We start from the raw sequence: 15500 nt of genomic DNA, 5'->3' as shown, positions 1-15500 counted from the left end.
GAAGAACAACTTCCATTATTTGCTGAAACTACATAAGAAGTGCCAAAAGTCATTCCTGAAATTAATCCTGTTGAATCAACAGTTGGTCCTACTGGTGTAAAGTTATAGGTTAAACCTGTAACATAATTAGTAATAGTCGCAAATCCATTAGCTGAACATGTCGGAGCAGTAACTGAAATAGTAGGAACCGCTGGTGTTACTAACATTGGATTATTAACAAAACTATTTGAAACTAGTGAAGTACATGATGAAGCATTCGTACTCGTTACTTGATAACTAGTACCTAAAACCATTCCTTGAACCAATCCCGAAGCATTAATTGTCGGTCCTGCTGGTGTAAACGTATAAGTTAAAGTAGCATCATAATTTGTAATAGTACTAAATCCATCTGCTGCACATGTAGGTGCTGTAACACTTACTGTAGGTGCAACTGGTGTTGGTAAAATCGAATTAACAACAAATGAAGAAGAATCAGTCGAAGAACAACTTCCATTATTTGCTGAAACTACATAAGAAGTGCCAAAAGTCATTCCTGAAATTAATCCTGTTGAATCAACAGTTGGTCCTACTGGTGTAAAGTTATAGGTTAAACCTGTAACATAATTAGTAATAGTCGCAAATCCATTAGCTGAACATGTCGGAGCAGTAACTGAAATAGTAGGAACTAAAGGAATACTTAAAGTAGCCGTGTTAGAAAATGAACTTGAAGCTTGTGAAGTACATGTGCCGTTACCTGCAGTAACTGTATAAGATGTTCCGAAAGTCATTCCAGAAATTAATCCTGTAGAATCTATTGTCGGTCCTGCTGGTGTAAACGTATAAGTTAAAGTAGCATCATAATTTATTATAGTACTAAATCCATCTGCTGTACATGTAGGTGCTGTCATCGTAATCAATGGTATTGCAGGTGTTGGTTGAACAACTACAGTAGCTGTATTAGTTAAGACAATATCACAAGTACCTAATTCTATCTCTATTAAATTTATTGTTACATTCGATGTAGCTGCAAGTATGGTAACTGTAGCAGATCCTGAAGAACTATCTAAATTTGCAATTTGAACCGAACCACCATCGATGCTGTATAATACAATCGCACCAGGAGTACCTACTAAAGTAAATACAGCATCTTGACCAATACAAATAGGTCCATTTGCAGCTAAGGAAGTAAAAGTTGGGTTTGGATTAACTACTATAGAACCCGTTAAAGTTAAATTTGGTGTACAACCAACTGTTTCAACGGTGTAATTAAATGTTCCTGTTTGTGTCGGATTCCCACTTATTGTTAAAACACCTGCAGTGTAAGAAGAAGACAAACCAGATGGTAAACCTGTAACGTTTGCATTAGTTGCATCTCCAGATGTTTGATAAGTAATATTGACTATTGGATCATTTAAGCATAAATTTTGAGATGATGTAGCTGGAGCTGATGTTAAATCCAAATCACATGTTGCAGGTACACAATCTACATAAAATTCAACTATATCAAAAACACTGCAAGGTCCTGCACTAATATTAATACCTATGAAAGTGTCATCTGCAGGCGAAAAATTTGCTGGATCTGTAATTATATCCCCATTTTCATCGTAATAAACAAAAGTAAAACTAGCTGGGTCAAATGGGGCCACTAAACTAGCTTGATAAGATAATAAATTAAAAACAGGATCACACTCTCCAGCAGCACCTGAAAATGGACCAATTGAATTAAAAGGCACAGCTCCAATAAATTGAACAATAATATCATCAGTAGCCACATCAGAACATCCAGGCCTAGTAACACTCACTGTCCATGTTCCACTTTGATTAACAGTCGTTGTATTTGTTGTTGTTGTATATTGAAGTACACCATTAAGATACCAAGAGTAAACTGGAGAACCAGGAGTAGTAGGTGGATTTAAAAACGTTGCAGTTAGGGTAACACTTGTTGTAGCCCCACATAAATATCTATCTGGTCCTAAAGTAACACCACACACAATTTCACAACTTAATGCCCCTGCTCCTCCAGATTGATTAAGAGTGTAAGTACCCGCTTGGTTTGAATAATTTGTTACCAATAACATATAATATTGACCAACTACTGCGTTAGGTATATTAACAGTTTCAGTAGCAGAAGCTGAATAACTACAATCGACAACATTATTAGGCCCTGAATATCCTGGAGAATATAATGACAAATTATTACAAATATTAGTCAAAGAATTAAATGGTCCCCATAAAATAAAATCCACATCAATTGGATTCCCATTACTATTTCTAATTTGAGATAATGTCATGTCAATGTTTCCTGAAGTACCAACCTGTAGATAAAACCAAGCAGGATTAGGAGTACTTCCTAAACACCCTAAATTGCCAAAACTAGGTACGCTTGTAGTGTTATTAAATGGCCCCTGATTTCCAGAACACATTGCTTGCGCATTAGCACATGTAGATGATTGAGCAAACAAATTAGATAATCCAGAAAGCAATAGGAATGATAGTATTAATAATTTCTTCATCTTAATTTATTTTAGGAATGAAAAATATGACCAATCAGAAACTTGAATTCCGTTAGTACCTTGAAGTATAATTCGCCATTTAAAACATTTAGCCATCAAATCTAAATGAATCAAATCGTGACTTCCTTTAATTTTAAAATTTTCTTTATTAAGAATTGTGAACTGGGATTTAAAATCAGAAGCATTTTCTCCATTAAAACAGTCATAAATGGTAACTAATTCTATAGCTACATATTTACCTTTTAAATCAATTTTCGAAAAATCCCATGAAATCTTTGCATTATCTATAAAATCAAGTTTGGTGTCTTGATGTTTTTCTAATTTAATTACTTCTAAAATTGAAGACATTGAATGATTTTTTGTTTGCGAAAAACTAAGTTGAAACAAAAAAATCATAACAAATAGTAAATTTTTTTTCATTATTGATTGTTTGAAAGTTAATATTGTAAAAAACAAATTTAACAAAAATTTAAAACGAAATACTTTTTTTCCAACAATTAACATTAAAAAATATTTTTTAAACTTTATTACTTATCTTTGCAAGACTTAAAAAAATTGCAAAAAAAATCATAAAACATGGAACAAAACCAGGATTTTCAGAACGAAATAGGAAACGACCATATTGCAACAAGTGCACAAACTCCATTAAGAGATGATGCATTTTCTATTTCTGATGATCAGAAAATTGAATTGATTAAAAAAGACGTAGAAAATATCTTAAACACTCTTGGACTAGATTTAACTGACGACAGTTTAAAAGGAACACCAAATAGAGTTGCAAAAATGTTTGTCAAAGAAATTTTTGGTGGTCTAAATCCAAATAAAAAACCTAGTTCATCCACATTTGATAACAAATACAAATATGGTGAAATGTTGGTTGAAAAAAACATTGTAGTATATTCAACATGTGAACATCATTTATTACCAATTGTTGGACGTGCTCATGTAGCCTACATTTCTAATGGAACCGTAGTTGGTTTATCTAAAATGAACCGAATTGTTGATTACTATGCTAAACGCCCTCAAGTTCAAGAGCGATTAACCATTCAAATTGTACAAGAATTACAAAAAGTTTTAGGCACTGAAAATGTTGCTTGCGTTATAGATGCGAAACATTTATGTGTCAATTCTAGAGGCATTCGCGATATTGAAAGTAGTACCGTTACCGCAGAATTTGGAGGGAAATTTAAAGAAGATAAAGTTCGTAGAGAATTTTTAGATTACATTAAATTAGACACTCAATTCTAATTAAAATTTACAAAAATAAATTCTAAAATTTAATTAAAATCTAAACATAGACCAATCACAAAATGGAATTATATAAAAATCAAACGTTAAAAATATACAATACACTTTCCGGCGAGAAAGAAACCTTTACTCCTATTCATGAAGGAAATATTGGAATGTATGTTTGCGGTCCAACAGTGTACAGTAATGTGCACTTAGGAAACGTTCGTACCTTTATGTCGTTTGATGTGATTTTTAGATATTTATTACATTTAGGCTACAAAGTTAGATACGTTAGAAACATTACCGATGCTGGACATTTAACAGATGATGGTGATGTAGATAACGACCGTTTTGTAAAACAATCGCGCTTGGAGAAATTAGAACCTATGGAAATCGTACAGAAATATACGGTAGATTTTCACAAGGTTTTGGATACTTTTAATTTTCTTCCGCCAACGATTGAACCAACTGCAACGGGACATATTTTAGAGCAAATCGAGTTAACTCAAAAATTGATTGATACTGGATTTGCTTACGAAAGTAATGGTTCGGTTTATTTTGACGTGTTTGCTTACAACCAAAAAGGAATGAATTATGGCGAATTGAGTAACCGTAACATCGAAGAACTTTTTGCAAATACACGCGATTTAGACGGACAAAACGAAAAGAAAAATCCACAAGATTTTGCCCTTTGGAAAAATGCTTCTCCAGCACACATTATGCGTTGGAATTCACCTTGGGGTGAAGGTTTTCCAGGTTGGCATTTAGAGTGTACAGCTATGAGTACGAAATACTTGGGCGAAACATTTGATATTCACGGAGGGGGAATGGATTTGAAATTCCCGCATCATGAGTGTGAAGTAGCACAAGGAAAAGCTTGTAACGGACATTCGCCAGTGAATTTTTGGATGCACACTAATATGTTAACCATGAACGGTTTGCGCATGAGTAAATCAACTGGAAATTACATTCTTCCGATGGAATTAGTTACAGGTGAAAATACGTTTTTTGAAAAACCATTTGCACCAAATATTGTACGTTTTTGTTTCTTACAAGCGCATTATAGAAGTGTTTTAGACATTTCAAACGATGCGATGTTAGCTAGTGAAAAAGGCTATTCTCGTTTGATGGAATCTTACAAGCTAATCCAGATGTTGAAAGCAAGTAAAATTTCTACTTTAGATATTGCAACTTGGAAAAAAAGTTGTTATGATGCAATGAATGACGATTTCAATACACCAATTTTAATTGCACAATTGTTTGAAGGCGCACGTTACATCAACTTGGTAAACGACGGAAAAGAAACGTTAACTACTGAAGATATTCAACTATTAGAAAATACGATTTCAAGTTTCTTGTTTGATGTGTTAGGAATTAGTAACGAAGCATCTGGAAATTCAAATACAACTGAAAAATTAAGTGGCGTAGTCGAAATGTTAATAGGCATGCGAAACGAAGCTAGAGCGAATAAAAATTTTGCTTTATCGGATCAAATTCGTGACCAGTTATTGGCTTTAGGCATTCAATTAAAAGACGGAAAAGAAGGAACTAGTTTTACCTTTTAACAATACAAAGAATCTCAATTGAGATTCTTTTTTTTAATAAAAACCATGTGTAGCCAACATAAATTGAAATATCCAAAAACACTAAAACAATGGGTAATTTATCCATTTGTTTTATTGGTTCGATTTTATCAGGTTGGTATATCTCCTTTCACACCAGCAACATGTCGTTTTGAACCAACGTGTTCCACTTATACCATTCAAGCGTTGCAGAAACATGGCTTGTTTAAAGGCGGTTGGTTGGCTCTGAAACGAATTTTTAGTTGCCATCCTTGGGGAAGAAACGGTTATGATCCGGTACCATAATTTTTATAAAGTTTAATGGAAATTTTTGGAGTTTATTCTTTAGAATCGGGATACACAAAGCACCTCTCTTTACTTATTTTAAAAATTATTTAAATTTATTAAATCTGTATTCCTAAAATTGAATTTTGAACTTGAAGTTGTTCTTGCACTTGAAAATTTCTTATCGGAATTTTAACAAGTTTCCCAATAATAATATTTATTTTTACACTTTAATCAGAAACAAAAATTATGATTCACGCACTTAATATGGTTTGGAATCCTTCAGAAGGAATTGATTTAGGATTTTTCATGTTACGTTTTTATAGCCTAACATGGGTTTTAGCTTTTGGTTTAGGTTGGTATATTATGAAACCTATTTTTATTAGAGAAAACGAATCAGTAGAATCTTTAGACAAATTATTCGTATACACTTTAGTAGCCACAATGCTTGGAGCTCGATTGGGACACGTAATTTTTTATCAACCCGAATTATTTCAACAAGATCCATTGAGTATTTTATTACCAATTAGTACCAAACCTTCACTACATTTTACAGGTTTTGCTGGATTAGCAAGTCATGGCGCAGCTATTGGGATTATAATCACCATGTTGTATATTCAAAAAAGAGTAATCAAACGATCTTTTTTATGGATTTTAGACCGAATCGTAATTCCTGTATCTTTAGGTGCGATTTTTATTCGCTTAGGAAATTTCTTTAACTCAGAAATAGTAGGAACTGAAACTACTTCAGCTTTCGGAATTAAGTTTTTAAGAGACAAGTATAGTGCAAGCGACGCAATGCAAATAACACAAATTGGCGATAAAAACGAGGCTTACAATAGTATTGCTACAAACCCTCAATTTGCGGAATATTTAGCTGCTGTAACTCCAAAACACCCTGCACAATTATACGAAGCTATCTGTTATGTTTTTGTTTTCGCTATTCTAATGTTTTTATATTGGAAAACCGAAGCAAGAAATAAAGCGGGATATTTATTTGGACTATTCTTAATTCTACTTTGGTCGATTCGTTTTGTAGTGGAATTTGTAAAAGAAAGTCAAGGCGGATTTGAGCAATATCCAATTTTTAATGCACTTTCAACTGGACAATGGTTGAGTATTCCTTTTATAATTATTGGAATTTACTTTGTTTGGAAAGCAAAAGAAGTTAAAGAATAATAAAAAATTATATTCAAAAAAAGGCGGTTAGAAATTCTAACCGCCTTTTTTATTTTAGCTTTTCTATTACAATTCCAACACCGAGAACATTTGGTAAATAAGGACCTGCAAACTTACTTTTGACCGACACTATATATTTCCCTTTTTCAAGATTTTCAAACGTTTTTATAGTTTGAAACACATCACAAATATCATCAGCACAATCGCCTAAATCCTTTCCTGAATCATCAATAAGTTTTATAGCAACTGGAAGTATTTCTGTTTTACCATCAGGAGCTGTAATTTCGACTTCTAAAGGCACTTCTTTAAATTGAAACCCAATTATATGACCAAAATGTAGTTTTAAATCATAAACACCCTCAGGTTGCGTATTTTCAAATTCAAATACTCTAACATCCGATGTAACCCAACGATTGTTATCAAAATTGGAATCAAAATCATCATGGATTATGTTTTTATTACATGATAACAGTGCAAAAGCAATCAAAATGAATTTTGTTTTCATTGTTCTTTATTTAAAATAAAAAAACGTAAAATTTTAAATAAAATTACATTCATTCTTATAAAAAAAAAAGCTGTTCATTTCTGAACAGCTTTGTATCTAAAAAAATAGCAAATTAAGATTGCTCATGTAATCTTTCAATTTCTTCTCTATCTGCTTTAGGCATAGTGTCAACTAAAATTGGTGTAGCTAGGAATAAAGATGAATAAGTTCCAACTCCAATACCAATTAACATCGCAAATATGAAACCACGAATAGACTCACCTCCAAAAACGAACATGATTAATAATACCATAATCATAGTTAAAGATGTATTGATAGTTCTAGACATTGTAGTATTTACTGAGTCGTTAACAATTTTATAGAAATCACCTTTTGTTTTCCCAGCAATAAACTCACGAATTCTATCAAATACAATTACGGTGTCATTCATAGAATAACCAATAACAGTTAAGATTGCAGCAATAAAGTGCTGATCCATTTCCATATGGAAAGGCATGAATTTATAACATAATGAATAAATACCAATTACAAAGATAACGTCATGTAATACTGCAGCAATAGCTCCTAATGAATATTGCCACTTACGGAAAGAAACAACAAGATATAAACCTACAACAATCATTGCTCCAATTACTGCCCAAAAAGAATTTGTTTTAATATCTGCAGAAATGGTTGGACTTACCTTTGAACCATATAAAACTCCATGAACTTTACCTGGATAAAGATTAATGAATTTTTCATAAGTTATACCCTCATTGAAGTATTTTTTTAAAGCATTAAATAACTTTTCATTTACCTCTTTATCTACTTCTAAACCTTCTTCTTTAATTTTATATTTAGTTGTAATCTTTAATTGATTACCATCACCAAAAACTTTTGCTTCTACTGGAATTCCAAATTCACTTGAAAGTTCTTCTGATACAACTGAAGACTCTACAGGTTTCTCAAACTTTATTTGATATGTTCTACCTCCAACAAAATCAGTTCCTTCATCTAATCCATTTACAAAAAGAGAAGCCACACTCACGATAACTACAATTGAAGAAAAAACGTAAGCATATTTTTTTGATTTTATATAATCTAAATTAAACTTCGTAAACCAATTTTTGGTTAATGGGGTAGTAAAACTTAATTGCTTGTTTTTCGCAATATCTCTGTCAATAAAAATTCTAGCAATAAAAATTGAAGTAAATAAAGAAGTTAAAATACCAATTAACAATGTTAAGGCAAAACCTTGAATAGGTCCAGTACCAAAAACAAATAATATAATACCAGTTAAAATATGAGTAACGTTAGCATCTACAATAGAACGCATTGCACCTTTCCAACCATAAGATAATTTAGTAACTTCTTCTAATGATTTACCTAATCTTAGTTCTTCTTTGGCTCTTTCATAAATAATGATGTTAGCATCTACTGCAGTACCTAATGTTAATACAATACCTGCAATACCTGGTAATGTTAAAACAAAACCAAAACTTGCCATAACACCAAACAAGAATAACACATTTAATAATAAAGCAACGTTTGCATACCAACCCGCTCTACCATAATAGAATACCATCCAAAAACAAACTAATAAGAAAGCAACTACAGAAGAGATAATACCTGCGTCAATTGCCTTTTGACCTAATGATGGTCCAACTTCTGCAGACTGAATAATTTCAGCAGCAGCAGGAAGTTTACCAGCTCTTAAAACGTTGGCTAAGTCTTTAGTTTCATCGATTGTAAAATTACCAGAAATTTCAGATTGACCACCTGTAATAGCACCTTTACTTACACCTGGTGCAGAATAAACTACGTCATCCAAAACAATCGCAATAGCGTTTCCTTCTTGAGAAACAGCGCCTGTAATTTGCTCCCATTTTCTAGCCCCATTACCGTTCATTTGCATAGAAACAGCTGGTTTACCAAATTGGTCAAAAGTATCTTTTGCATCAACTATAACACCTCCACTCAAAGGAGCTACGTTATCTCTAGTCCCTTTTAAAGCATATAAATCTGTAAATTCAGGAGTTTTTGCATTAGTTTTACCCCACACAAATTTTACGTTAGCCAAATTTGCTGGCAATAGTGCTTTAATATCTGCTCTTTTAAAGTAAGCATTAATAACAGCAGTATCTTTAATTCTAAAAGTACCTATATGAGGGGCGCCTTGTTGACCAGGAGCTACCATTTTACCTAAGAATGGACTGTTCTTCGCAGCAGTTGTATCGGCTTTATCTGTTAATAATGAATCGATTCCTGTAGTTTTAGTTGGAGTAGCTTTTGCAACAACTTCAGTTTTCTTTAATGCTTCTTCAACAGACATTAAATATTGGCCAACTTCTTCAATTTTGTATGTCTCCCAAAATTCTAATTGAGCTGTACCTTGTAATAATTTTTTAATACGATCTACATCTTTAGCACCAGGTAATTCAACTAGAATTCTTCCTGAGTTCCCTAACATTTGAATGTTTGGTTGAGTAACTCCAAATTGATCAATACGTTTTCTTAATACTTCAAAAGCACTTTGAACAGATTCTTGTGTTTTGGTTTTAATGATAGACTCAACTTGTTTGTTCGTCATATCAAATTTAATAACATCATCTAAGTTTTTGTTACCAAAAACATCTGCTGCTGCTAATTTGATATTCGCTTTATTTGCTTCAATAAAAAAAGCATCAATGTAATCTTGATTTCCTTGTTGATTTAATTTTGCATCTGAAAGTGCTTTGTTAAAAGCAGGATTTTTAGTGTCATTCGCTAAACCTTTCAAAATATCTTTAACCGAAATTTGAAGAATAACGTTAATTCCTCCTTCTAAGTCAAGACCTTTGTTTAATTGATTCTGTCTAACATCTTCAAATGTGTGACCAAGAAATACTTTTTCTTTAGCAATTGAATCTAAATATGCAATTTCTTTTTTAGAATCTCCTTTTGCAAACGCTTTTGCATCTTCTTCGATACCGCTTGCAACAAAAGTAAAAGAAAGCTGGTAGATACACACTACAGCAAAAATAATTGCGAAAAATTTAATAAGTCCTCTATTCTGCATTAGTCTAAAATTTATTTATTCTATTTTATAAAAACGGACAAATATATAATTTAGAATAGGATTTAGCAATTTTATTTTAAAATTAAAAATTCTTTTTGTAAATGCATTTGTATAAAATTTTAATCTGCACTAAGAATGAATAAGTTACATGATAAAAAAAAATTAATTTTGTGTACTAAAAAATAATAAAATATTGATTAAAATCTTAAATTTTAGAAATAAAGAGCCGTAAAATAAAAAAAACCGCCAATTTCTTGACGGTTTTAAATTTACCATTTAAACAATTATAAAACTGATTTCAAATCAGCATTCATATTTCGAACTGCTTCTGCACTTTTAGCAAATAATGCTTTTTCAGCATCATTTAACTGTACATCAACAATTTTTTCAACACCATTTTTACCTATAATACAAGGAACTCCCATACAAATATCTTCTTGTCCATACTCACCTTCTAGTAAAACTGAACACGGAATCATACGTTTTTGATCGTTTAAGATACTATCCACTAAATACGCTACAGAAGCTCCTGGCGCATACCAAGCAGAAGTTCCCAATAAACCTGTCAAAGTAGCTCCACCTACCATAGTATCAGCAGCAACTTTGTCTAACTCAGCTTGAGATAAGAAATTAGAAACTGGCACTCCATTGTAAGATGCTAAACGAGTTAAAGGAATCATTGTAGTATCACCGTGACCTCCAATTACCATACCTTGAACATCATTAGCCGGTTTGTCTAAGGCTTTAGATAAGAAATATTTGAAACGAGAACTATCTAAAGCTCCACCCATTCCAATTACTCTATTTTTAGGTAATCCAGTAGCTTTTAATGTTAAATACGTCATTGTATCCATTGGATTTGACACAACTACGATAATTGCGTTTGGTGAATGTGTTAAAACATTGTCTGCAACCGATTTTACGATTCCTGCATTAATTCCGATTAATTCTTCACGAGTCATTCCTGGTTTTCTTGGAATTCCTGATGTAATTACTACCACATCACTTCCCGCAGTCTTTGAATAATCTCCAGTTGTTCCGCTTAATTGTGTGTTGAATACAGTTGTTGTAGCACATTGCATAATATCCATAGCTTTACCTTCAGCAAAACCTTCTTTAATGTCTACTAATACTACTTCGCTTGCAATTCCTCTGTACGAAATAACATCTGCACATGTTGCGCCAACGTTACCCGCACCAACTATTGTTACTTTCATTTTGTTGTGTATATAAAATTGTTAATTAAAATTGATATTGAACTCCAATATTTCCATTTACAAATTTACCAAAAGCAATTGAACTTTGCAGATAAATTTTGCTTATTTGATATCTACCCGAAATTTCTCCCAAAATATTAGTTTTATCTCTTGAAATTCGCTTTAAAAGTCCATTAATCACCTCTTGTACAGGAATTACATCTTCAATAGCTCCGCGCTCTCCTTTTACCAAATACTCAAAAGAACTACTATTCACTATCAAATTACCGATTATCTCAAAACGATCAAACTCTTTAGAAGCATTCAATTGAAAATGATAGGTATCTACCAAACTATTTAAGTTGTTGATTCCTAAATTTCCATAAGCAGTATTAATATCTAAAAAATCAAAACTAATATCTTCTTTAGAATAAATTGCTGCAACTGAAAGATTTATCTTTTTAGCTTCAACTTTTGGAAAATAATGGCTAAAATTATGTTTCAAACCTAAACCATACACCTGATAATCCCCTTTCTTCAGTTTTACTTTTGATGAATATCTGGCAATAAATTCAAAGCCATAAGGCAATCCAACACTTCCTTGTAAATAAGGATAAGCTATTGCTTCCTGATCAATACCCTTTGGAGTTTTTAAACGCACTTGATCACCTCCTAAATTTCCAATCAAATACACATAACTTCCATTTCCTAATGCCGTTGGAACTATAGCTGATGTCCCGTTTTCAATTTGAAAAAACTGAAAATCTTGATTTTGAATCTGAAAACTTCTATCTGATTTGGGAACAAAAAACACATTTGTATGCAAACCTAAATTCACACTCCATAACTTTTGCTTTTTTGGAGATGTAATCCAAGTAGAAGAAGCTTGGTAGACGGCAGCATCAGTTGCTGGAATTATGTATTTCTCTGAATACAAAAGGGCATCTGACAACAGATACCCTATTTGTTCTATTTCTTGAGAGGATTGAGCCTTACTTTTCTGCGTAAAAAAGAAAGCCATAATCAATCCTAATATGAAAACTATATTACGCATCAATTTTAGCGTAAGCAGCGTTTTTCTCAATAAATTCTCTACGAGGCGGTACTTCATCACCCATTAACATAGAGAAGATTCTATCTGCTTCTGACAAACTATCGATTGTTACTTGACGCAATGTTCTGAATTCAGGATTCATAGTGGTTTCCCATAACTGCTCAGCATTCATCTCCCCAAGACCTTTGTAACGTTGAATTGCAGCACTTCCACCCATTCTTTCGTTAGCTAAATCACGTTGATCATCATTCCAAGCGTATTCTTTTTTATTTCCTTTCTTAACCATATATAAAGGAGGAGTTGCAATGTAAACGTGTCCGTTCTCGATTAACTCTTTCATATATCTAAAGAAGAATGTTAAAATCAAAGTAGCAATGTGAGAACCATCGACATCGGCATCACACATTATCACTACTTTGTGGTATCTTAATTTACTTAAATTTAAAGCTTTACTATCTTCTTCCGTTCCAACAGTTACTCCTAATGCAGTAAAAATATTACGAATTTCTTCGTTTTCAAACACCTTATGTTGCATCGCTTTTTCTACGTTCAAAATCTTACCTCGTAATGGTAAAATTGCTTGAAACGCTCTATCACGACCTTGCTTTGCAGTTCCTCCTGCCGAATCTCCCTCTACAAGGAAAATCTCGCATCTTGCTGGATCTTGCTCTGAACAATCAGATAGTTTACCTGGTAAACCTCCACCGCCCATTACGGTTTTACGTTGCACCATTTCACGAGCTTTCTTAGCTGCATGACGAGCCTGAGCTGCTAAAATTACTTTTTGAACAATGATTTTAGCATCGTTTGGATTTTCTTCCAAATAATTTTCAAGCATTTCCGCAACCGCTTGTGAAACTGGAGAAACCACTTCTCTATTTCCAAGTTTAGTTTTCGTTTGACCTTCAAATTGTGGCTCTTGTACTTTTACCGAAATAATAGCCGTTAAACCTTCACGGAAGTCATCTCCTGAAATTTCAAACTTCAATTTATCTAACAATCCAGAAGCATCTGCATATTTTTTCAACGTACGAGTTAATCCCATTCGGAAACCTTGTAAGTGTGTTCCTCCTTCGTGAGTATTAATATTATTTACGTAAGAAAAAATGTTCTCTGTATAACTTTCGTTATAAATCAAAGCCACCTCAACTGGAATTTCGCCTTTTTCGTTTTCCATTGAAATTACGTGACCAATAATTGGTACGCGATTGCCATCTAAAAACTTAACAAATTCTTTTAAACCTTCTTGAGAATGAAAAGTTTCGGATCTTGGTTGCCCTTTATCATCAATATCACGTTTGTCAGTTAAAGTGATAGTAATTCCTTTATTCAAAAAAGAAAGTTCACGTAAACGAGCCGCTAACGTATCGTAAGAATACTCTAATGTTTGCGTAAAAATAGTTCCATCAGGTTTGAAAGTAACAATTGTACCTCTCTTTTCAGTAGTACCAATTTGCTTTACAGGATATAGTGCTTTTCCTTTTTCGTATTCTTGTTCGTAGATTTTACCTTCTCTATGAACCGTTGCTCTCAAATGATCTGAAAGTGCATTAACACACGAAACACCAACTCCGTGAAGACCTCCAGAAACTTTATACGAATCTTTATCAAACTTACCTCCTGCTCCAATTTTAGTCATTACAACCTCAAGAGCAGAAACCCCTTCTTTTTTGTGAATATCAACTGGAATCCCACGTCCGTTATCTTCAACAGAAATAGAATTATCTTCATTAATTGCCACATGAATAGTATCACAATGTCCCGCTAAAGCCTCATCGATTGAGTTATCTACAACTTCATAAACCAAATGGTGTAATCCACGAACACCTGTATCACCAATATACATGGACGGACGCATTCTTACGTGCTCCATTCCTTCTAACGCCTGAATACTATCCGCCGAATAATTACTTTTTTTATTTTCTTCGCTCATAATATTATGTATAAATAACATGTTTTGTATTCACAAATATAAGGAAATAGAAAAAAAGGGCATAGAAGAACTACAAGATTAACCCCTTAAGTTATCAACATTTGTTAATTTTAAATGAAAATCGCTTAAATCGAATAAAAAGTGCCTTATTTCAGTTTTTTGATATTTTTTCAATACAGCAAAAATAAAAAAAACTAAAAAAATACTTTAAAACGAATTTAAAAAGGGTTTTTATTTTAACAAAATCATGAATTTTCAAAAATTTTCGTCATATTTCAGTCAGTTAACTTGAAATTTATACATCTACGTTAATGCAAGCAGCATATACTTTTCCACTTTCATATATTTTTTTTTCTTGCCATTTTAAAATCCATTTAAGAATCTATTGTGTGGCACTTTCTTATGAAAAATACCTGCGGAATAAACTTTTACTACCCGTTGGTTAAGATCAAAAATTTAAAATAACAAGCTTATTTGGGTAGAAAACAATATAAAAACCACTCGATTGAGTGGTTTGAGAGTATTGCATTAACAATCAGAGCACTTCATGTATGGTAAAGGAATTTCCATTTACAACAATAACATCCAAAGGCTTTTTTCCCATTAATTCACTCCCTAAAGGCGATTGTGGTGAAATTGATAAAATAGTTACACCATCAATAGTAATTTTTGGCAACGCGGCACTGACAAATAATTGCATCGAATTAACTTTCACATAACTTCCTAAGGTAACAGTAGAAACATTTTTTGAAACATCTATCTTTTCGATAATTTCTTTAAAAACTATAGATTCTTTTAATTTATTAGTCAATTTTTCTTGTTCTAAATGCATCATCGACAAAGCAGTTTCATGCTTATCTCCAGCCGAACCTTTTGCATCGTTTTGCGCATCATCAGACAAACCTGATATCATATCTTGATACACATCGATCTTGTCTTGTAATAACAATAAATGTTGTTGTTTTATTTTTTGTTTAATTGTCATGATTAAAAATTAACTACAAAGAATACTAGTTAAACAATAAGA

Annotated in this window: 11 protein-coding genes and 1 pseudogene; 4 read left to right on the top strand and 8 right to left on the bottom strand. The window is 32.5% G+C overall.

Annotated features, from left to right (window positions below):
• Positions 1-2492, bottom strand: a pseudogene (locus NAT47_RS05730) (T9SS type B sorting domain-containing protein); the annotation flags it as partial.
• Between the two features lie 6 nt (positions 2493-2498).
• Complete coding sequence (locus NAT47_RS05725; protein WP_250581332.1) at positions 2499-2840, bottom strand: hypothetical protein; 342 nt, start codon at positions 2838-2840, stop codon at positions 2499-2501.
• Between the two features lie 228 nt (positions 2841-3068).
• On the opposite strand from NAT47_RS05725, the gene folE reads away from it, so the two are divergent.
• The 4 genes from folE (at position 3069) to lgt (ending at position 6748) form a co-directional block, all read left to right on the top strand.
• The gene (folE, locus tag NAT47_RS05720; RefSeq protein ID WP_250581330.1) at positions 3069-3740 is read left to right on the top strand and encodes a GTP cyclohydrolase I FolE; all 672 of its coding nucleotides are present in this window, start codon (positions 3069-3071) and stop codon (positions 3738-3740) included.
• Between the two features lie 62 nt (positions 3741-3802).
• A complete protein-coding gene (cysS, locus tag NAT47_RS05715) occupies positions 3803-5287 on the top strand; it encodes a cysteine--tRNA ligase (protein WP_250581328.1) in 1485 nt (494 codons plus the stop codon).
• 45 nt (positions 5288-5332) lie between these two features.
• Complete coding sequence (gene yidD / locus NAT47_RS05710; protein ID WP_250581326.1) at positions 5333-5590, top strand: membrane protein insertion efficiency factor YidD; 258 nt, start codon at positions 5333-5335, stop codon at positions 5588-5590.
• 228 nt (positions 5591-5818) lie between these two features.
• Positions 5819-6748, top strand: a complete 930-nt coding sequence (lgt, locus tag NAT47_RS05705; RefSeq protein WP_250581324.1) for a prolipoprotein diacylglyceryl transferase — start codon at positions 5819-5821, stop codon at positions 6746-6748.
• A 49-nt stretch (positions 6749-6797) separates the two neighbouring features.
• Here lgt and NAT47_RS05700 read toward each other — a convergent pair whose 3' ends face one another.
• The 6 genes from NAT47_RS05700 to NAT47_RS05675 all read right to left on the bottom strand — a co-directional run bounded on the left by NAT47_RS05700 (position 6798) and on the right by NAT47_RS05675 (position 15458).
• Positions 6798-7253, bottom strand: coding sequence for a gliding motility lipoprotein GldH (locus tag NAT47_RS05700; protein ID WP_250581316.1), 456 nt, complete (start codon positions 7251-7253; stop codon positions 6798-6800).
• Between the two features lie 112 nt (positions 7254-7365).
• Entirely contained in the window at positions 7366-10290 is a 2925-nt protein-coding gene (gene secDF / locus NAT47_RS05695; RefSeq protein ID WP_250581314.1) for a protein translocase subunit SecDF, read from the bottom strand.
• Between the two features lie 284 nt (positions 10291-10574).
• Positions 10575-11507 (bottom strand): malate dehydrogenase, encoded by a 933-nt coding sequence (gene mdh / locus NAT47_RS05690; protein WP_250581306.1) that lies wholly within the window; start codon positions 11505-11507, stop codon positions 10575-10577.
• A gap of 25 nt (positions 11508-11532) precedes the next feature.
• Entirely contained in the window at positions 11533-12540 is a 1008-nt protein-coding gene (locus NAT47_RS05685; RefSeq protein WP_250581304.1) for a DUF6588 family protein, read from the bottom strand.
• On the bottom strand, positions 12533-14473 hold the full coding sequence (gyrB, locus tag NAT47_RS05680) for a DNA topoisomerase (ATP-hydrolyzing) subunit B (protein WP_250581353.1): 1941 nt from the start codon (positions 14471-14473) through the stop codon (positions 12533-12535). Before gyrB ends, NAT47_RS05685 begins: the two co-directional genes overlap by 8 nt.
• A 535-nt stretch (positions 14474-15008) precedes the next feature.
• Entirely contained in the window at positions 15009-15458 is a 450-nt protein-coding gene (locus tag NAT47_RS05675; RefSeq protein ID WP_250581302.1) for a GreA/GreB family elongation factor, read from the bottom strand.
• Positions 15459-15500 lie beyond the last annotated feature (42 nt).

The organism is Flavobacterium fragile, from assembly GCF_023634865.1.
Lineage (GTDB): Bacteria > Bacteroidota > Bacteroidia > Flavobacteriales > Flavobacteriaceae > Flavobacterium > Flavobacterium fragile.
This window is presented reverse-complemented; position numbering and strand designations above follow the sequence as displayed.

Coding starts and splice junctions, on each gene's coding strand:
- NAT47_RS05725 (WP_250581332.1), bottom strand. CDS start 2,840: ATGTCTTCAATTTTAGAAGTAATTAAATTAGAAAAACATCAAGACACC.
- folE (WP_250581330.1), top strand. CDS start 3,069: ATGGAACAAAACCAGGATTTTCAGAACGAAATAGGAAACGACCATATT.
- cysS (WP_250581328.1), top strand. CDS start 3,803: ATGGAATTATATAAAAATCAAACGTTAAAAATATACAATACACTTTCC.
- yidD (WP_250581326.1), top strand. CDS start 5,333: ATGTGTAGCCAACATAAATTGAAATATCCAAAAACACTAAAACAATGG.
- lgt (WP_250581324.1), top strand. CDS start 5,819: ATGATTCACGCACTTAATATGGTTTGGAATCCTTCAGAAGGAATTGAT.
- NAT47_RS05700 (WP_250581316.1), bottom strand. CDS start 7,253: ATGAAAACAAAATTCATTTTGATTGCTTTTGCACTGTTATCATGTAAT.
- secDF (WP_250581314.1), bottom strand. CDS start 10,290: ATGCAGAATAGAGGACTTATTAAATTTTTCGCAATTATTTTTGCTGTA.
- mdh (WP_250581306.1), bottom strand. CDS start 11,507: ATGAAAGTAACAATAGTTGGTGCGGGTAACGTTGGCGCAACATGTGCA.
- NAT47_RS05685 (WP_250581304.1), bottom strand. CDS start 12,540: ATGCGTAATATAGTTTTCATATTAGGATTGATTATGGCTTTCTTTTTT.
- gyrB (WP_250581353.1), bottom strand. CDS start 14,473: ATGAGCGAAGAAAATAAAAAAAGTAATTATTCGGCGGATAGTATTCAG.
- NAT47_RS05675 (WP_250581302.1), bottom strand. CDS start 15,458: ATGACAATTAAACAAAAAATAAAACAACAACATTTATTGTTATTACAA.